The sequence below is a fragment of the Mycobacterium vicinigordonae genome, assembly GCF_013466425.1.
GTDB classification, from domain to species: Bacteria; Actinomycetota; Actinomycetes; order Mycobacteriales; family Mycobacteriaceae; genus Mycobacterium; species Mycobacterium vicinigordonae.
The window spans coordinates 4,877,206-4,894,343 of sequence record NZ_CP059165.1 but is presented as its reverse complement, the minus strand read 5'-3'; the positions used below and the strand labels follow the sequence as shown (position 1 = coordinate 4,894,343).

The 17,138-nt window shown below is 64.6% G+C and carries 16 protein-coding genes; 12 read left to right on the top strand and 4 right to left on the bottom strand.

Features of this window, described 5'->3' with window-relative positions; genetic code table 11:
• The first annotated feature begins 460 nt into the window (after positions 1-460).
• The 5 genes from H0P51_RS21805 (at position 461) to H0P51_RS21785 (ending at position 6,243) form a co-directional block, all read left to right on the top strand.
• A complete protein-coding gene (locus H0P51_RS21805; protein WP_180914941.1) occupies positions 461-1,426 on the top strand; it encodes a Rieske 2Fe-2S domain-containing protein in 966 nt (321 codons plus the stop codon).
• A gap of 134 nt (positions 1,427-1,560) precedes the next feature.
• The gene (locus H0P51_RS21800) at positions 1,561-3,282 is read left to right on the top strand and encodes an AMP-binding protein (RefSeq protein WP_180914940.1); all 1,722 of its coding nucleotides are present in this window, start codon (positions 1,561-1,563) and stop codon (positions 3,280-3,282) included.
• Positions 3,275-4,471, top strand: a complete 1,197-nt coding sequence (locus H0P51_RS21795; RefSeq protein WP_180914939.1) for a thiolase family protein — start codon at positions 3,275-3,277, stop codon at positions 4,469-4,471. The genes H0P51_RS21800 and H0P51_RS21795 overlap by 8 nt, the downstream gene beginning before the upstream one ends.
• Positions 4,471-5,238 (top strand): SDR family NAD(P)-dependent oxidoreductase, encoded by a 768-nt coding sequence (locus H0P51_RS21790; protein ID WP_180914938.1) that lies wholly within the window; start codon positions 4,471-4,473, stop codon positions 5,236-5,238. Before H0P51_RS21795 ends, H0P51_RS21790 begins: the two co-directional genes overlap by 1 nt.
• Positions 5,239-5,400: 162 nt before the next feature.
• Positions 5,401-6,243 (top strand): enoyl-CoA hydratase/isomerase family protein, encoded by an 843-nt coding sequence (locus tag H0P51_RS21785; protein ID WP_180914937.1) that lies wholly within the window; start codon positions 5,401-5,403, stop codon positions 6,241-6,243.
• Positions 6,244-6,294: 51 nt separating this feature from the next.
• Here the strand turns inward: H0P51_RS21785 and H0P51_RS21780 are convergent, their stop codons facing one another.
• Positions 6,295-7,863 (bottom strand): aldehyde dehydrogenase family protein, encoded by a 1,569-nt coding sequence (locus H0P51_RS21780; RefSeq protein ID WP_246398130.1) that lies wholly within the window; start codon positions 7,861-7,863, stop codon positions 6,295-6,297.
• 177 nt (positions 7,864-8,040) lie between these two features.
• Here H0P51_RS21780 and H0P51_RS21775 point away from each other — a divergent pair, with 177 nt between their 5' ends.
• Positions 8,041-8,490 (top strand): nuclear transport factor 2 family protein, encoded by a 450-nt coding sequence (locus tag H0P51_RS21775; protein ID WP_180914936.1) that lies wholly within the window; start codon positions 8,041-8,043, stop codon positions 8,488-8,490.
• Between the two features lie 178 nt (positions 8,491-8,668).
• On the top strand, positions 8,669-9,301 hold the full coding sequence (locus tag H0P51_RS21770) for a CAP domain-containing protein (RefSeq protein ID WP_180919145.1): 633 nt from the start codon (positions 8,669-8,671) through the stop codon (positions 9,299-9,301).
• 62 nt (positions 9,302-9,363) lie between these two features.
• On the opposite strand, the gene H0P51_RS21765 is transcribed toward H0P51_RS21770, so the two are convergent.
• Positions 9,364-10,176, bottom strand: a complete 813-nt coding sequence (locus tag H0P51_RS21765) for an enoyl-CoA hydratase (protein WP_180914935.1) — start codon at positions 10,174-10,176, stop codon at positions 9,364-9,366.
• A gap of 123 nt (positions 10,177-10,299) precedes the next feature.
• On the opposite strand from H0P51_RS21765, the gene H0P51_RS21760 reads away from it, so the two are divergent.
• Positions 10,300-11,379 carry a CaiB/BaiF CoA transferase family protein gene (locus tag H0P51_RS21760; protein ID WP_180914934.1) on the top strand — a complete coding sequence of 360 codons (1,080 nt, stop codon included), beginning with the start codon at positions 10,300-10,302 and terminating at the stop codon, positions 11,377-11,379.
• Positions 11,380-11,432: 53 nt separating this feature from the next.
• Positions 11,433-12,197, top strand: a complete 765-nt coding sequence (locus tag H0P51_RS21755) for a 3-hydroxyacyl-CoA dehydrogenase (RefSeq protein ID WP_180914933.1) — start codon at positions 11,433-11,435, stop codon at positions 12,195-12,197.
• A 131-nt stretch (positions 12,198-12,328) separates the two neighbouring features.
• Here the strand turns inward: H0P51_RS21755 and H0P51_RS29030 are convergent, their stop codons facing one another.
• Complete coding sequence (locus H0P51_RS29030; RefSeq protein WP_142277073.1) at positions 12,329-12,460, bottom strand: hypothetical protein; 132 nt, start codon at positions 12,458-12,460, stop codon at positions 12,329-12,331.
• Between the two features lie 249 nt (positions 12,461-12,709).
• On the opposite strand from H0P51_RS29030, the gene H0P51_RS21750 reads away from it, so the two are divergent.
• From H0P51_RS21750 to H0P51_RS21740, 3 genes are read left to right on the top strand one after another with little or no spacing between them, the layout of a single operon-like run.
• Complete coding sequence (locus tag H0P51_RS21750) at positions 12,710-15,073, top strand: MMPL family transporter (protein WP_180914932.1); 2,364 nt, start codon at positions 12,710-12,712, stop codon at positions 15,071-15,073.
• A 1-nt stretch (position 15,074) separates the two neighbouring features.
• Complete coding sequence (locus H0P51_RS21745; protein WP_180919144.1) at positions 15,075-15,767, top strand: TetR/AcrR family transcriptional regulator; 693 nt, start codon at positions 15,075-15,077, stop codon at positions 15,765-15,767.
• Positions 15,764-16,396: a class I SAM-dependent methyltransferase gene (locus tag H0P51_RS21740; RefSeq protein ID WP_180914931.1), complete on the top strand. Its 633-nt coding sequence runs from the start codon at positions 15,764-15,766 to the stop codon at positions 16,394-16,396. Before H0P51_RS21745 ends, H0P51_RS21740 begins: the two co-directional genes overlap by 4 nt.
• Here H0P51_RS21740 and H0P51_RS21735 read toward each other — a convergent pair.
• Entirely contained in the window at positions 16,393-17,106 is a 714-nt protein-coding gene (locus H0P51_RS21735) for an NAD-dependent deacylase (RefSeq protein ID WP_180914930.1), read from the bottom strand. The genes H0P51_RS21740 and H0P51_RS21735 overlap by 4 nt on opposite strands.
• Positions 17,107-17,138 lie beyond the last annotated feature (32 nt).

The window sequence follows — 17,138 nt, the reverse complement described above, 5'->3', positions numbered from 1 at the left end:
GAAGTCGGCAGGTGTGCGACGGTCGGGTAGTCGCGTACCCAGTTTGAACTTTCAGCGGAACCTCGACATCTCGCAACAAGCGCGGATTTGTGCCCATTCTCTGCCGGCTGACTGCAGTCAATTGCGGTGTGCTGCAATGGCAATCACACATAAACGGTGGAAATATCTGGCGCAGTGAGTGTTTGGCTGCCGGCGGCCGTAGTTAGAGACGATATTGGCCGACTTCATCCCTTGCATTGTGGCGCGCACTCTGGTGAACTGTTTATACATCGAACGTTCGCTCAGTGAATCGCAGGACCGATAACTTACGGAGATTCCAGTGCCGGAGCGCGCAGGTGGTGCACACGTTGGCTAGTCGTCGGCTTGATGGGAGTCAGGTATGGTCAGGGCCCGAAATCGTAATGGTTTTCCAACATCTCACCTTCCGGAAGGATGGTTTCCGGTCGCCTGGAGTCATGAGTTGGCTTATGGCGAAGTCAAGGCCCTGACCTACTTTGACCGGGAGTTGGTGCTGTGGCGAGGCGAGGACGGCCAGGCCGTTCTGCAGGATGCCTACTGTCTGCACTTGGGGGCGCACCGCGGGGTCGGTGGTTGGGTGGTCGGCAACGACCTGGCGTGCCCGTGGCACGGTTGGGAATGGGACCGGGACGGCCACAACGCGCGAATCCCGTACTCCAGTGAAGGTTGCAAGAAGAGCCTCAGGATTCGCTCCTACCCGGTACGGGAGTTTTGCGGAGCGATAGTGGCTTGGTATTCCGAAGACCCGAATAAACAACCCAGCTGGGAACCGCCGATCGTACCGGAGTATGGCCGCGACGACTTCTACGAAATGCATCCCTTCAGCACCAAAGTGTTTCGGATCAGATCACACGTCCAGATGCCGATCGAGAACGCGGTCGACCCGGCGCATATCGCCTATATTCACGGCAACGCCGAGATCCCCCGCCAGGTTGGATTTCATGCGGAGGGCCATTGGTTCCAATCCAACGTGGCGGTGACATACGGCGCCGGTAAGAAAAGTACCGCCTTCACCCCCAACGGGCCGGTGGAGGCGATCGTGCAAATGAACACTTACGGTATTGGCTTGTCCGTGATTCGTTGGGAGGAGCCACTACCCACCATCCAGATGACCGGTTTCATTCCGGTGAACTCCGAGTACATCGACTACTACTTTGGACAGTGCTCGGCTCGCCCACCCGGGTCGGACCGAACTCAACCGGAGGGCATTGCCGCCGAGTTCGTCAAGGTGCAATGGAAGGTCGTCGAGCAAGACTTCCCCATCTGGGCGAATATGACCTACTTGCAGCGCCCGTCCTTCGCAGCGGAAGAAGCGAAAGCCTACTCGGCAATGCGGCGGTGGTCCGCACAGTTCTATCCGGCCGATGACCGGGAACGGATGCTTGAGATGGCTGGTGATCTGGACTAGTCATCGGATCGGATCATCTGGGGACGAATCAAGTTGTACATGAGCATATTCGACGATCTTCGGGGCTACCCGATGAGACCAGCGCGAGCGCTGCCGTCCAAGACCGGTGCATCGGTGCCGTCGAGGACGGCGCGATGGTAGCGACCGAACTCAACCTGGGCTCGGTTGTGGCAGCGGTTGCTGCCCGGGTCCCGGCGCGGCAGGCGGTCCTGTCCGGCACCGGCTCCACCAGTTATGGGCAGTTCATTGACCGGTCACGACGGTTGGCGCAGTTCTTGGGCGACCGCGGGATTCAGCTTCACACTGAACGTGCCCAGCTGGAAGGTCACCAGTCCGGCCAGCCCCTGTTGGCGCAGTATCTGCACAACGGGCCGGAGTACCTGGAGGGTTTGGTCGGGTCGTTCTTGGCCAGGGTCGCGCCGTTCAACGTCAACTATCGGTACCGTCCTGCCGAACTCGAGTATCTGCTGAAAGATGCTCGCCCTAGCGTGATTCAGTACCATGCTGCCTTCGCTCCGGTGCTGCGCGAGGTCTTGCCGACGCTCACCGGGTCAGAACTGCTGCTGCAGGTGGCCGACGGCAGCACAAACCCATTACTACCCGGAGCGTGGGACTACGAACGAGCACTGGCTTCGGTGCCCGGCCGCGTCGAGGTTCAGCCGTCTCCGGATGACCTTTACGTCATCTATACCGGCGGAACGACCGGGATGCCTAAAGGAGTGCTCTGGCGCCAGGGTGATGTCGCCGTGTCGACCATCGGCCTGCGCAACCGCCGCCAGCGGCGGGAGTGGCTCTCGGTGAGCGAATGCGCGGACGCTGTGCGCGGGCAGCCAGCCCGGTTGCTGCCCTGCGCGCCCATGATGCACGGCGCGGCACAGTGGGCTGCACTGCTTGCTCTTGGTACTGGCGCCACGGTGGTATTCCCCGACCATGCAGAACATTTCGATGCGGCCCAGGTCTGGCGGGCGGTGCAGCGCCACCAGGTCAGCACCATCACGATGGTGGGCGACGCCTTCGCGTTGCCACTAATCGACGAACTGGAACGTCACCGTTATTCGGCTTCCTCACTCCGAACAATCGTCAGTGGTGGTGCGGCATTGCACGCCAACGCCAAACAGCGACTGCTCGAGCTGCTTCCGGGCGTACAGATCATCGAGAACATCGGCTCGTCAGAGTCGGGCATTCTGGGTAGCCATCGCTGTAGCGACGCCGCCGGATCCGCTGCTGCGACCTTCGTTCCGGATCACGAAACCGCGGTCATCGCCGAAGATTTCGCGCACGTGTTGGCGCCCGGGCACCAGGGGGTGGGCTGGCTGGCGCGGTGTGGACGCATCCCGCTGGGTTATCTCGGCGACGCGGCCAAGACGGCGCGCACGTTTCCGGTCGTCGGCGGCACCAGATTCACCGTTCCCGGGGATCGCGCGCGACTGCTAGCCGATGGCTCGGTGCAGCTGCTGGGAAGGGACTCGGCAACCATCAACACCGGCGGCGAAAAGGTGTTCGCCGAAGAGGTCGAGTCCGTTCTCAAAGCGCACCGGGACGTGGTCGATGCGCTGGTCATCGCCCGTCCGAATGAAAGATGGGGACAAGAGGTTGCCGCGCTGGTGGTCGCGGTGGGTGAGACCAGCCAGACCGAATTGACGGAGTTCTGCCGCACCCGGCTGGCGCGGTACAAGGCGCCGAGGACCATCCGCTTTGTCGAGAAGATCCACCGCACCGTCACTGGAAAGCCGGACTACCGCTGGGCGGAGCGTGAAGTTTGCGACTCTGCATCAGGTGCTGACCCCGAAATGCCTATACCAAAAGAAGATAGGAAGGTCATCGACGAAATGAGCAGGAGCGCAAGCTATGAGTAGCACCTCGGCGCTGATCATAGACGCGATTCGTACCCCGGGTGGACGGCGCGAAGGCAATCTCTCCGGTTGGCACCCGGTCGATTTAGCCGCCACGGTGTTGTCCGCGCTTACGACGCGCAGCAACTTGGACCCGGGGTTGGTCGACGACGTCATCATGGGTTGTGTCACCCAGGTAGGGCACCAGGCGTTCAACATCGGTCGCAGCGCCGTGCTGGCTGCCGGCTTCCCCGAACAGGTCCCGGCAACCACGGTCGATCGCCAATGCGGGTCGTCGCAACAGTCAGTTCATTTCGCAGCACAGGGTGTTATTGCCGGGGCATACGACATTGCGGTAGCTGCTGGTGTCGAGGTTATGTCAACCACCCCGATGGGCGCGTCCAAGACTGCCGGTTCCTACGTCTACGGCCCGCTGTTGCGAAAGCGCTACAAAACCATAGGAGGGCTAGTCCCGCAGGGCATTTCGGCGGAAATGATCGCAGACCGGTGGAACCTCACCAGAGAGGAGCTCGACACCTACGGCGCACGTAGCCAGCAATACGCCGCGCGTGCTCGCGACAGTGGTCGTTTCGATGCCGAAATCCTTCCGGTGGCCGTCCGGCGACGCGACAAGCAAACGGATGAGGTGTTCGCGGACGGAACCCTGACGTCGGCAGATGAAGGCATTCGGCCGGAGACGACTCTTGAAATGTTGGCGACTCTGAAGCCGGCTTTCAAGGAGGGAGGCAAGATCACGGCGGGAACCTCGTCGCAAATCTGCGACGGGTCGGCGGCGGTGCTCATCGCAAGCGAGCGGGCAGCCGCCCGTCACAACCTGCGCCCACGTGCGCGAGTACACACCTTCGCGCTTGCCGGGGTGGATCCGGTGTCGATGCTGACCGGTCCCATACCGGCTACCCAGCAGGCCCTGAAGAAGGCCGGCCTGTCGGTAGACGACATCGACGTTTTCGAAGTCAACGAGGCGTTCGCGTCGGTAATCCTGGCCTGGGAGAAGGAAATTCATCCCGACATGGAACGAGTCAACGTCAACGGCGGCGCTATCGCCTTGGGCCATCCGCTGGGTGCCTCGGGGGCCAAGTTGATGGCGACGATGCTCAACGAACTTGAGCGGTGCGGAGGTCGGTACGGCCTTCAGACCATGTGCGAAGGCGGCGGTATGGCCAATGCCACGATCATAGAACGGATCTCGTGATGAACATCGACAATTGCTCCGCGATCGTCACCGGAGGAGCTTCCGGACTCGGGGCGGCCACCGCGCGCGCTCTGAGCGAGGCAGGCGCTGTCGTGGTGGTCCTCGATCGCCAGGAGGACGCCGGCCGGGCACTGGCCGCCGAGGTGGGCGGTGTATTCGTGCTCGCCGATGTCAGTGACGAGACGCAGGTCCAAGCGGCGGTGGACGCGGCCGTCGGCATGCGGCCACTGCGGGTCCTGGTCAACTGCGCCGGACTGGGGCCTGCGCGGCGGATCGTCGATCGCGACGGGGAGCCAATCCCGTTGCAAAAGTTCGAGTTCGTCATCCGGGTGAACCTGGTCGGCAGCTACAACTGTGCCCGACTGGCGTGCGCTGCGATGGCTCGTACGCAGCCGGCCGAGGGTGGGGAACGCGGTGTGGTCATCAACACGGCGTCGGTGGCGGCGTTCGACGGTCAGATCGGGCAGACGCCATACGCGGCGGCCAAGGGCGGCATCGTTGGCATGACGTTGCCGATGGCACGCGATCTCGCGGTGCACGGCATCCGAGTCAACACGATTGCCCCCGGGCTGTTCGACACGCCGATCTATGGCAGCGGCGAGCGCGCCGATCAGTTCAAGGCGAAACTCGGTGCCAGCGTGGTATTTCCACAGCGGCTCGGCTACGCGGACGAATTCGCCTCGATGGCGATGCAACTGATCACCAACAGCTATGCGAACGGCGAAGTCGTCAGGCTCGACGGCGCAATCCGGCTGCCACCGCGATGACCCGATCACCGACGTTGGACATGATCGGATGCGGCGCCGGGCCAGTGGCCCCCTCTGGCCGGCGAGGGGCCAACGCAGTCAAACCATTCGAGAGGTGGGAGATGCTGAGGTACCGTACGAATCTAAGCCGGGTAGCCTGCGCGCTGGCTTGCGGCGGCCGCCGTGTTTGACCAGTTCTCCACCCTTGGAACGGAATTCGACTCGGATGGCGTCTTGACGCTGACGCTGAACCGGCCACAGTGCGCAAATGCCATCAACGGTCGGATGCACCGGGAGATTGTTGCGTGTCTGCGGATGCTCGACGATCTGCGTCAAGTCGGTGCGGTGGTACTGACCGGGGCGGGCAAGGTGTTCAGTGCGGGCGGGGACTTCGAGTTGATGGAAGAAACTCGGAATGCGGATCCGTGGTCGGCGGCACGCACTCTCAACGACGTCGGCAGAATCGTGCGGGAATTCTTGGACGTGTCAGTGCCGATCGTGGCGGCGATCAACGGACCGGCGATCGGATTAGGCGCGACGCTGGCGCTGCTCAGCGACATCGTCTACATGGCATCGAGTGCGACACTCAGCGATCCGCACGTACGCATGGGCTTGGTCGCGGGTGACGGGGGCACCGTGGTGTGGCCGGCCCTTGCCGGTCCGGTGCGGGCCAAAGAATTCCTGCTGACTGGTGACCCTGTCGATGCACCCACCGCCGAGCGGATCGGTTTGGTGAATCGCGTGGTGCCGGATGCCGAGTTGCTGCAGACCGCCCACGCCATGGCGGCAAGGCTGGCCGCCGGGCCGCGCCAGGCCATTGCCTACACCAAACGCGCCATCAATACTGCGCTGGCGCGCGACGCCGTGGCCAACGTGGCGCTGTCTGCGTCCTTCGAAGCCCAAACGATCAGCCAGCCCGACCTCGTGGAAGGAATCGCTGCGTTCCGTGAGCGTCGCGCGCCGTCGTGGCCCAGTACGCGTCCCGCCGGCCGGGACGACGGAGTGAGGGTAGCCGAGTCGGGATAAGGGCTGACGGTCAATCCGTCTCTCTTAGCGCGTCTTTCGCCCTCAGCTTGACTAGCGGACCCGCTTGAGTCCCAGGCGGCGCCGCCAGTCAGTGGCGTGCACGAGCCGCATGACGCGGGCCTGCATGCGGCCGACCCGCGGCCGCGCCGGATACCAGTGCGGCTCGGCGGGCAGCCTGAGCCGGTCGGAAACGACCGTCTGACGGCGGCAGTACTTGAGGACGGAATCGGCGCCGCCGAAGCGACTTCCCAGCCCGGACGACTTCCAGCCGCCCATTGGAACGCTCAGTTGAAATGCGGACATCAGCACGTTGTTGATGTCGATCGTGCCGGCTTCGATCTGAGCCGCTACCCGCTCGGCCCGCTGGACGTCCTTGCTCCAGACACTTGCACTCAGCCCGTATTGCGAATCATTCACCAGTCGGATCGCCTCGGTCTCTGAAGTGACGCGCATGACCGGAAGCGTGGGCCCGAAGGTCTCCTCGCGCATGCACATCATCGAGTGATTCACGTCGGCCAGGATGGTGGGTTCGAAAAATAATCCCGTCCGGTCGGGCCGCTTCCCGCCGACCAGCACTCGCGCTCCCCGCGCCACCGCGTCCTGAACATGCTGTTCGACGATCTGCAGTTGGGCTGCACTGGCCATCGCCCCCAGGTCGGTGGCGAAAGCGCCGGGGGCGTCCATGCCCTGGCGCAAGCTCGACACCTTCTCGACGAGCTTGGTGACGAATTGGTCGTAGACGCTGTCCTCCACATAAACCCGTTCGATGGAGATGCACACCTGGCCTGAGTTCATCATCGCGCCCCAGACGGCGGCACCGGTCGCGCGGTCGATGTCGGCATCGCCCAGCACTACCATCGCATCTTTGCCGCCGAGTTCGAGGCTGCACGGGATTAGCCGCTCCGCGGCCCGCGTCGCGACCCGCCGGCCGGTGCGCGTGGAGCCGGTGAACATGACCATGTCGACCACATCGACGACCGCCGTACCGGTGTCGGCGCCACCGTTCACGCACGCCAAAATCGGTGGCCCACCAACCTCTTCGCGCCACGCGCGGGTGCACTCTGTCCACGTCAACGGAGTGAGTTCCGAGGGCTTGCTCAGGACGGCCGCTCCCGCCGCAAGGGCACCCACCGCGTCCATCACCTGGGTTGCGATCGGACCGTTCCATGGTGTGACGACCCCAACCAACTGATGGGGCCGGGCTCGTACCCGCAACTTCTTGGTCGCAGCGGTCAGGCCGTGTGGGCGCACCCGGCGTTCAGCGAGGAACTCTGAAGCATGTTTGGCGTGGTAGTCGATGACTTCCATTGCCACGACTAACTCCATCGAGGCGTCGGCCCAGGACTTGCCCGATTCGGACTGGGCAAGCGCGATCAGCCGGTGCTCGTTGTCCAGCATCCAGTCCAGGAACCGCAGCAGGTGACGTCCACGCGCCGTTGGGCCGATTGCCTCCCAGGCGGGCTGCGCCGCCCGCAACTGCCGGGCCACTGCCAATACTGTCTCGTGCTCCGCGACTGACACCGAGCCGATCAGTTTGCCTGTGGCCGGGCAACGAACGTCGATAGGACGCGGATTGGCGTCCGGCGAATTGTTGACGAAGTCTGCGCTCGGCACGGTCACGCCACACCGGTCCTTTCTGCGTTTTGGCAGGCGGCGAGGCGTGGGATGGCCTCTTTACGAACCCGCAGCGAGACTGTATACATATGTATGTACTGCTGTACAGACTTAAGTCTATACGAGCGAGCGTTCGTGGCGGGTGTCGCCGCGATGCTCGGGGCGCTCCCGGGAGGTCGGTGCATGGCGGCTGAACCAACAGCGCGGGACAGATCTTCGGTGGTGCTCGTCACCGAATTCCTGCGCGCATTCGAGCGATTCGACTTCGCGGCCCAACTGCAACTCATGGCCGACGGCATTCGATTGCGACTGCCGACCGCGCCCTCAGGTCTGCCGCGTGAAGTGCTCGGCTGCGACGCGGTCGGTAGATTCCTCGAAGAGGTCGCCCAAGTCTGGCCGCGGTTCTCACTGGCCCGTTGCGAGGTGCACGCATTCGCCGACGATCCCGGTCGGGTGGTCGCTTCCTACGCTTCCGATGCCGAGAATGTGGACGGTACCCCCTACCGCAACTCGTATCTGGCGTTGGCGAGTGTGGAAGACGGCAAGATCGCCACTTTCGAGGAATTCTTCGATCCGGCCCCGATGAGCGAGGCCCTGACGAAATGTATTGCCGCGCAGTGCGCGTCCTCGTGATGCGCCGGCCCGGACGGAAGGATCAGGATATGTGGACGTCCAATCGGCCGGTTCAGTCACGTGGTCAATCCTGTTGGGGCTCAACGTGTCACAACGTACCTCGGATCGAATCGGAGCAAGCGTGAACGTGGTGCCGAATCGGCTGAAAACTCCCTGCGTCAGTATCGCTGCGGGGTCGCTGATCGCCGCCCTGCTGACGGCGACGGCCGGGCCCGCGCATGCGGATAACAAGAGACTCAACGACGGTGTCGTCTCCAACGTCTACACAGTTCAGCATCGAGCCGGCTGCTCCAACGACATCAGGATCAGTCCACCGTTACAACTTGCCGCCCAATGGCACACCCAGGATGTGCTGAACAACCGGAACCTCGACGGCGACATCGGTTCCGACAATTCCGGGCCGCAGGACCGGGCGGCCAGGGCGGGCTTTTCTGGCAAGGTCGGTGAAACCGTGGCCATCAGTCCCGCTCTGGCAATCAGCGGTATAGAAGTGATGAACCAGTGGTTTGGCAATCCGGCGGCCTTCGGCACCATGTCGGATTGCGCCAACAACCGCATCGGTGTCTGGTCGGAAAGCGTGGTGGACCGAACTGTCGTGGTCGCCGTTTACGGACAGGAGCCGGCGTCGTCAGGCGTCGCGCAGATAACGAATGGCCCGGTGATTCCGCCGCCTCCGCCGGTGATCTCCCAGAATCTGCCCCCCGACCCTAGTCCCGATTACGACGCGAGCGACGAACTCGAGTATGCACTGGACTGGTTACCCTGGGCGCTTCGCGGAGTGCGTCCACCGCCGGGTTACCCCGCGCAATGAGATTGACTGATAATCAACAAGATTCGCGGAGAGCATGCAGGGCTGATCACTGGCATCAGGCGCTAGGAATCGGTGAAGTTGGGGGCGCGGCGTTCCTGGAACGCTTTGGTGCCCTCTTTGAAGTCGGGCGCCTGCAACAGGCCGGACTGGCCGCAGAATTCGCGCTCCAGCGCGCCGTCCAGTTCGGTCAGCGTGGCGGCATTGATTGCGGCCTTGGTTTTGGCGAATGCCACCGCCGGGCCGGCCAGCAGACGGGCGATCACCTTGTCCACCTCGGATTCGAACTCCTCGGCCTGGTAGACCTCGGTGACCAGGCCCCAGTCCAGCGCCTGGGTCGCCGTAAGCCGATCGGGCAGCAGCGCCATCCGCATCGCCCGAACCCGGCCGATCGCGGCGGCGACCAGCGCCGACGCGCCACCGTCGGGCATCAAGCCGATCTTGGTGAAGGCGAGCATGAAAAACGCCTTCTCGGATGCCAATACGATGTCACAGGACAGCGCGATGGACACGCCGACACCGGCCGCCGGCCCCTGCACGACAGCCACCACCGGGTGCGGCAGTGCGGTGATGGCGCGGATCAGCCGGTTGATCTCGAGGATGATCTCGTCGGGTGGGGCGCCGCCGTCGCCGGACATGTCGTCGGCGCTGATGCCTGCGCCAGAGCTGAAGCCACGGCCCGTTCCGCCCAGCCGCACCACCTTGACCGCCGGGTCGCCGGCGGCGGCCTCCATGGCGTCGGCGAGTCCGGTGATGACCCGGATGGTCAGCGAGTTGAGGCTCTCGGGGCGGTCGATGCTCACCGCGAGCACCCCGTCGGTCAGCTTGACCCGCAGGCCGTCGACGGGTGCAAGGGTGGCGATTCCTGAATCGGGCATGAGGACACATTAAGGCTGGCGCGACGGCCGGTAGGCGACCGGTGTGCAAGACCGCCGCGGGCTGCTGCAAATATGTCAACAAGCGGTTGTTAGGGCGTCAACGTAGACGAAAGGGTCGAAACCATGGCGGGACCACTCAACGGATTGCGTGTTGTCGAGCTGGCCGGCATCGGCCCCGGCCCGCATGCCTCGATGATTCTCGGGGACCTCGGCGCCGACGTGGTACGCGTCGAGCGTCCCTCGAGTGGGCCGCGCGGTGTGGTGAAGGACGCGATGAGCCGCAGCCGGCGCTTGGTGGGCGCCGACCTGAAGTCCGAAGAGGACCGCGAACTGGTCATGCGGCTGATCGCCAAGGCCGACGTGCTGATTGAGGGCTACCGCCCCGGTGTCACCGAACGTCTGGGCCTGGGCCCCGAAGACTGCGCCAAGGTCAACGAGCGGTTGATCTACGCCCGGATGACCGGCTGGGGACAAACCGGACCGCGCAGCCAGCAGGCTGGCCACGACATCAACTACATCTCGCTCAACGGCATCCTGCACTCGATCGGCCGCAAAGGGGAGCGGCCCGTGCCGCCGCTGAACCTCGTAGGTGACTTCGGTGGCGGCTCGATGTTCCTGTTGCTGGGCATCCTGTCGGCACTGTACGAACGCCAGAGTTCCGGCAAGGGCCAAGTGGTCGACGCCGCGATGATCGACGGCTCCAGCGTGCTCGTGCAGATGATGTGGCAGATGCGCGCTTCGGGCATGTGGACTGACACCCGCGGTACCAACATGCTCGACGGTGGTGCGCCCTACTACGACACCTACGAGTGCGCCGACGGGCGCTACGTCGCGGTCGGCTCCATCGAACCGCAGTTCTATGCGGCGCTGCTGGCCGGCCTCGGGTTGGCGGGCGCCGACTTGCCGGACCAGAACGACGTCTCGCGCTGGCCGGAGCTGCGGGCGATCCTGACCGAGACATTCGGCAGTCGCGACCGCGACCACTGGGCCAAGGTGTTCGCCGAGTCCGACGCTTGCGTCACGCCGATCCTGGCGTTCGGCGAAGTGGAGACCGAGCCGCACATCACCGAGCGCAACACGTTCTACGAGGTGAACGGCGGCCTGCAGCCGATGCCGGCGCCGCGCTTCTCGCGGACCTCTCCGGAGCAGCCGCGCCGAGCGGAGTCGGGGGACATCGAAGCGGTACTAGCGGACTGGGAATAGCCCCAACCAAGGCTGGAACGAGCGGGGCCGCGGATCGGACTGGAGGGGTAAACGTGCTGATCAGGGATGCTGTCGCGGTCGTCACCGGGGGAGCGTCGGGCTTGGGCCTGGCCACCACCAAACGACTGCTGGACGCGGGAGCGCAGGTCGTTGTGCTGGACCTGCGCGGTGAGGACACCGTTGCCGAGCTCGGCGACCGAGCGCGCTTCGCGCAGGCCGATGTCACCGATGAGGCCGCCGTAAGCGCGGCACTCGACCTGGCCGAGTCCCTGGGCCCGCTGCGCATCAATGTCAATTGCGCGGGCATCGGCAACGCGATCAAAACCCTGTCCAAGGATGGTCCGTTCCCGCTCGACGGCTTCAAGAAGGTAGTAGGGGTCAACCTGATCGGCACTTTCAACGTGCTGCGGCTGGCCGCCGAGCGGATCGCCAAGACCGACCCCATCGGCCCCTCGGATTCCCCGGAGCGCGGCGTCATCATCAATACCGCCTCGGTGGCCGCGTTCGAGGGGCAGATCGGCCAGGCCGCTTACTCGGCTTCCAAGGGTGGGGTCGTCGGCATGACGCTGCCGATCGCGCGTGATCTGTCCCGCGAGTTGATCCGAGTGGTGACTATCGCACCCGGACTGTTTAAGACCCCGCTACTGGGTTCGCTGCCCGAAGAAGCGCAGAAGTCGCTGGGCAAGCAGGTGCCGCATCCGGCGCGGCTGGGTGACCCCGACGAATACGGCGCGCTGGCCGTGCATATCGTCGAGAATCCGATGCTCAACGGCGAGGTGATCCGCCTGGACGGAGCGATCAGGATGGCGCCGCGGTAGCTCCACGGACAGCGAAAGCCCCCCGCCGTAGCGGGGGGCTTTGCTAATAGAAGTCAGGTTTATCGACGAAACCAACGGGACACCGTTGGTTCGGCCATCAATAGCCGCGCAATAACGCCCATGGTGTTACCTCAGCTCGCAGTCGGGAGGGGTTGCCAATCTTCGAACTGCTCGGAGGTCTCCCCTTCGACGAGCATGTCGCCGTGGTAGAGAGCCTCGAAGTCAGCCTTGATGACATCGGCACTGGTGTCGTCGATCCACATGACATTGAGCGTAAGAGCCGGCATTAAGGAATCTTTGAGTCACGATTCGGAAAATGGTGGCAATTCTTACCCGCGGGTAGGGTTCGCCGCGCGGCGCGAGGTTACCCATTTGGCCGCCGGTTGAACCATGGCTTACCTGCACTCGTAGTCAGAAAAGTCGTTGTTTGACACTTGTAAGTTAACGTTGCTAAGTTAACGCGAGCTCGGTGCGGTCTTGGTCGGGGAACGCGGCCGGCGGAGGGATGAATAATGCTGCAAGGGATCGCTCGACTGGCCATCAGGGCACCCCGACGAATTATTGGGATCGCGGTTTTGGTTTTTATTGCCGCGGCCGTCTTCGGCATCCCCGTCGCCAACAGTCTTTCGCCGGGCGGCTTCCAGGACCCCAACTCCGAATCGGCCCGCGCCATCTCGGTGCTGAGCGACAAATTCGGCCAGAGTGGCCAGCAGATGCTGATTCTGGTGACTGCACCCACCGGTGCCAACGGCGCCCAGGCCCGCAAGGTCGGCACCGACCTGGTTGACCAGCTCAAGGAATCGCCGCTGGTCTACAACGCCACCTCGCCGTGGACCGGGCCGCCCGAAACCGCCGCCGACCTGGTCAGCAGGGATGGCAAAAGCGGGCTGATCGTGGTCAACCTCAAGGGCGGCGAGAACGACGCGCAGAAGAACGCGCAAACCCTGTCCGACCGGATCGTCCACGACCGAGACGGCGTCACCGTCCAGGCCGGCGGCGCGGCCATGGAGTATGCCCAGATCAACAAGCAGAACCAGGCCGACCTGCTGGTCATGGAGATGATCGCGATCCCGTTCAGCTTCCTGGTGCTGGTGTGGGTGTTCGGCGGGCTGTTGACGGCCTCGCTGCCGATGGCATTGGGCGCGCTGGCCGTCGTCGGGTCGATGGCCGTGCTGCGGCTGGTCACCTTCACCACCGAGGTGTCGATCTTCGCGCTGAACCTGAGTACCGCGCTGGGCCTGGCCCTGGCGATCGACTACACGTTGCTCATTATCAGCCGCTACCGCGACGAGTTGGCCGAGGGCTGCGATCGCGAACACGCGCTCATCCGGACCATGGCGACCGCGGGTCGTACGGTGATCTTCTCGGCCGTCACTGTGGCACTGTCCATGGCGGCGACGGTGGCGTTCCCGATGTACTTTCTCAAGTCGTTCGCTTACTCCGGCGTGGCTACGGTCGCCTTCGTGGCGACCGCGTCGATTGTGGTCACCCCGGCGGCCATCGTGCTGATGGGACCGCGGCTGGACACGCTGGACGTGCGACGGCTGCTGCGCCGGATCTTCCGGCGTCCCGAACCGGTGCACAAGCCGGTGGAGCAATTGTTCTGGTACCGATCCAGCAAGATCGTGATGCGCCGCTGGTTGCCGCTGGGAGGCGCGGTAATCGCGCTGCTGCTCCTGCTCGGCCTGCCGTTCTTCTCGGTCAAGTGGGGCTTTCCCGACGACCGCGTGCTGCCGAGCTCGGCGTCCGCGCACCGGGTGGGAGACCAACTACGCAGCAACTTCGAGCGCGACATGGCCACCGCGGTGCCGGTAGTCATTCCCGACGCGCGCGGCCTGAGCCCGGACGATCTGAGTCAGTACGCGGCCGCGTTGTCGCAGATCCCCGACGTAGCCGCGGTGTCGGCTCCGACCGGGACATTCGTCGCCGGCAAGCCGCAGGGGCCTCCGTCAGCGGCCACCGGCATGACCGACGGCAGCGCGTTTCTCACCGTCAGCAGCACCGCGCCGCTGTTCTCGGAGGCCTCCGACACCCAGCTCAAGAGGCTCCATCAGGTGGCCGGCCCGGGCGGCCGAACCGTCGCGATGGCCGGGGTCGCGCAAGTTAACCGCGACAGTGTCGATGCCGTCACCGATCGACTGCCGCTGGTGTTGGGGATGATGGCTGCCGTCACGGTCGTGCTGCTGTTCCTGCTCACCGGAAGCGTGGTGCTGCCGGTTAAAGCGCTGGTGTTGAACGTGCTGTCGCTGACCGCGGCGTTCGGCGCGCTGGTGTGGATCTTCCAGGACGGCCACCTCGGCGCGCTCGGGACTACCCCGAGCGGGACGCTGGTCGCTAACATGCCGGTGTTGTTGTTCTGCATCGCGTTCGGGCTATCGATGGACTACGAGGTATTTCTCGTCTCGCGGATCCGCGAATACTGGCTGGTTTCGGGGGCGGCCCGGCCGGCAACGCCAAACCCCGCCGAGGCACACGCCGCCAACGACGAGAGCGTCGCGCTTGGTGTGGCGCGCACCGGTCGCGTGATCACCGCGGCCGCCCTGGTCATGTCGATGTCATTCGCCGCGTTGATCGCGGCCCACGTGTCCTTTATGCGGATGTTCGGGTTGGGACTGACACTGGCCGTTGCGGCCGACGCCACGCTGGTGCGGATGGTCCTGGTACCGGCCTTCATGCACGTAATGGGCCGCTGGAACTGGTGGGCACCCAAGCCGCTGGTGTGGCTGCACGAGCGGTTCGGGATCAGCGAGGGAGGTGCTGCGCTGGACGAGTCCGTCGCGACCCCGCAGCCAGTGGCCACCGCCGTCGATACGGGCACAAGTCCGGCCCTGCGCAACGGGAACGAGGTTCACGTCGAGGTGACACGCAATGGTTGACATGTCGGTGCGGGCGTTGCGACGCCAGCGTGCACCCCGCGGGTTGGGGGATCGGCTACGTCACGAAATCCTCGATGCGGCAACCGAATTGTTACTCGAGACCGGTCGGGCCCGGGCGGTGTCCATCCGATCGGTCGCGGAACGGGTGGGCGTCACGTCACCGTCGATCTACCTGCATTTCAAAGACAAGGACGCCTTGCTGGATGCGGTGTGCGTGCGCTATCTGGACCAGCTCGACCGAGAGATGACGCTGGCCGGCAGCGGGCAGCCCTGCACCATCGAGGTGCTGCGTGCCCAAGGACTGGCCTACGTGCGGTTTGCGCTGCAGGCGCCTGAGCTATACCGGCTCGCTACGGTCAGCGCCGAACGATCGGGTGGCGCCGTCGCCGTTGCCATGCATCGCGCGGCGTTTCGGCACGTGCGAGCCGCCGTACGGAAACTGATCGACGAGGGGCGCTACCGCGCCGACAGTGCGGGCACGGTTGCCCTGGCATTGATGACGGCCGCGCACGGCGTGGCAACTGTGCTGATCGCCAAGCCGCAGCTGCCCTTCGGTGACGTCGACGCGTTCGCCGACCGGATGTTCGGCGCGGTCTTGTGCGGTCACCTGGTGGCCGGAATGGTCGGTGCGGAAGCGACATCTCAACAGATGGTGGAGTGGGTTATGCAGCATCGCGTACTGGGGCAACGATGACGTCGGCAAAGGTCGATAACCCGTTCTTCGCCCGAGTCTGGCCGGTCTTCGCCGCCCACGAGGCCGAGTCGATCCGGGCGTTGCGCCGCGAGAATTTGGCCGGCCTGTCCGGGCGGGTGCTGGAAGTCGGCGCGGGCAGCGGGACGAATTTCGCTTACTACCCCGGCACCGTCACCCAGGTCGTTGCCGTCGAACCCGAGTCGCACTTGGTGCCAAAGGCCCGTGCCGCCGCCGCAGCGGCGCCGATCCCGGTGGCGGTAACCAGCCAGATGGCCGAAGATCTCAGCGACGGCGAGTCATTCGACGCGGCGGTTTGCTCGTTGGTGTTGTGCTCAGTCCACGACCAGCGCGATGTCTTGCGCCGGTTGCATTCGCTACTGAGGCCGGGCGGCGAACTGCGCTTTCTGGAACACGTGGCCAGCGCCGGTGCGCGGGGCCGGCTACAGCGCGTCGCAGACGCGACACTGTGGCCCAGACTGTTCGGTAATTGCCATACCCATCGCGACACCGAATGTGCAATCGTCGATGCCGGATTCGAGATGCAGGCGTCGAGGCGGGAGTGGACGCTACCCGCCTGGGCTCCGCTGCCGGTGTCCGAGTTGGCGCTGGGCCGGGCGCGGCGACCCTAGTTCAGCAGAGCCGGCAGTCGCTCCAGTAGCCCGGGCAGTGCCACGCTGGCCGACTCGCGGACGCACAGCGTGGCTTGCGGGGACAGCGGTGTGGGCTCGGGATTTACTTCTATCACGGCGGCGCCGCGCGCGAGCGCCAACTCGGGCAAGCTGGCCGCCGGGTAGACGATCGAGGAGGTCCCGACCACCACCATCACGTCGGCGTTCTCGGCCGCCTCGACAGCGTGCCGCCACGGACCCTGGGGTAGGGCTTCGCCGAACCACACGATGTCCGGCCGGATCAGACCACCGCAGACGCACACCGGCGGTTCCACTTCGATTGCGGGCTCAGCCATCAGCGGTAGCGCCTCGGTGTAGGGCAAACCGCAACGCGCACAACGAAATCCGAAGAGGCTCCCGTGCAGGTGGTGGACGGGTGCACTGCCGGCGCGCTCGTGCAGGTCGTCGACGTTCTGGGTCACCACGGTGACCTGGGCCTGGTTCTGCCAGTCCGCGATGGCACGGTGCCCAGCGTTGGGTTGCACGTCGCCCACCAGGTAGTGGCGCCACAGATACCAGCCCCAGACGCGCTCGGGATTGCTTTCCCAGCCTTGCACGCTGGACAGCTCATACGGATCGAAGCGTGCCCACAACCCGTTCTTGTCGTCGCGGAATGTCGGTACGCCGCTCTCCGCGGAAATGCCCGCGCCGCTCAGCACCGCCACTCGCATCCCACAAACATAGCCGCGGTTGGGCAATACTG

Bases quoted from the DNA above. Each gene is read 5' to 3' on its own strand.
- H0P51_RS21790 (WP_180914938.1), top strand. From the start codon at position 4,471: ATGAACATCGACAATTGCTCCGCGATCGTCACCGGAGGAGCTTCCGGA.
- H0P51_RS21800 (WP_180914940.1), top strand. From the start codon at position 1,561: ATGGTAGCGACCGAACTCAACCTGGGCTCGGTTGTGGCAGCGGTTGCT.
- H0P51_RS21765 (WP_180914935.1), bottom strand. From the start codon at position 10,176: ATGCCCGATTCAGGAATCGCCACCCTTGCACCCGTCGACGGCCTGCGG.
- H0P51_RS21750 (WP_180914932.1), top strand. From the start codon at position 12,710: ATGCTGCAAGGGATCGCTCGACTGGCCATCAGGGCACCCCGACGAATT.
- H0P51_RS29030 (WP_142277073.1), bottom strand. From the start codon at position 12,460: ATGTGGATCGACGACACCAGTGCCGATGTCATCAAGGCTGACTTCGAG.
- H0P51_RS21745 (WP_180919144.1), top strand. From the start codon at position 15,075: ATGTCGGTGCGGGCGTTGCGACGCCAGCGTGCACCCCGCGGGTTGGGG.
- H0P51_RS21795 (WP_180914939.1), top strand. From the start codon at position 3,275: ATGAGTAGCACCTCGGCGCTGATCATAGACGCGATTCGTACCCCGGGT.
- H0P51_RS21740 (WP_180914931.1), top strand. From the start codon at position 15,764: ATGACGTCGGCAAAGGTCGATAACCCGTTCTTCGCCCGAGTCTGGCCG.
- H0P51_RS21760 (WP_180914934.1), top strand. From the start codon at position 10,300: ATGGCGGGACCACTCAACGGATTGCGTGTTGTCGAGCTGGCCGGCATC.
- H0P51_RS21735 (WP_180914930.1), bottom strand. From the start codon at position 17,106: ATGCGAGTGGCGGTGCTGAGCGGCGCGGGCATTTCCGCGGAGAGCGGC.
- H0P51_RS21775 (WP_180914936.1), top strand. From the start codon at position 8,041: ATGGCGGCTGAACCAACAGCGCGGGACAGATCTTCGGTGGTGCTCGTC.